The 565-nt window shown below is 43.2% G+C and carries 1 protein-coding gene; it reads left to right on the top strand.

Translation table 11 applies throughout. The features are described 5' to 3' along the window. Nucleotides 1-444: RNA-directed DNA polymerase (locus DLK05_RS19160; RefSeq protein WP_148114128.1), on the top strand; the 444-nt coding region annotated here is incomplete at its 5' end. Nucleotides 445-565 lie beyond the last annotated feature (121 nt).

The following is a 565-nucleotide window of genomic DNA, read 5'->3' as shown; positions in this document are numbered from 1 at the left end:
AAGTCCTCTTGTGACAATCACAGAGGAATCAGTTTGACTAATATAGTGTCTAAAATATTAGCATCAGTAATACATCGACGCTTAACTAAAGCTCGTGAAGAGCAGACTAGAGAAAATCAGGCTGGTTTTCGACCTGGACGTGGTTGTATAGACCAGATATTCACACTACGTCAGGTTCTAGAACACAGACACACATTCAGACGCCCCACAATCGTAGTATTTCTCGACCTTAAGGCGGCATTCGACTCTGTTGATCGTGAGGTTCTATGGCAGTGTTTGTCACTGAAAGGAGTACCAAAGAAGTACATTAACCTTATGAAGGCTCTCTACTCGAACAAAACTGGTCGAGTGAGAGCTTATGGAGAACTGTCATGCGATTTTGCAACTTCAAGTGGTGTTTGGCAAGCTGTTCACCATCTCCATTTCTGTTCGATTTCATCGTAGGCCTACTGCTGGGAGTTCGGCAGTTCGTTCTGTTTTAATTTACGGCAGCGAAACATGGCCATCAAGAGTAGAAGACACTCGCAAGCTACTAGTATTTGACCACAGATGCCTTAGAAATATT

The sequence above is a fragment of the Ancylomarina longa genome (assembly GCF_003996985.1).
Taxonomy (GTDB): Bacteria; Bacteroidota; Bacteroidia; order Bacteroidales; family Marinifilaceae; genus Ancylomarina_A; species Ancylomarina_A longa.
The sequence above is the reverse complement of the archived record's forward strand: the minus strand, read 5'-3'. Positions and strand labels throughout refer to the sequence as shown.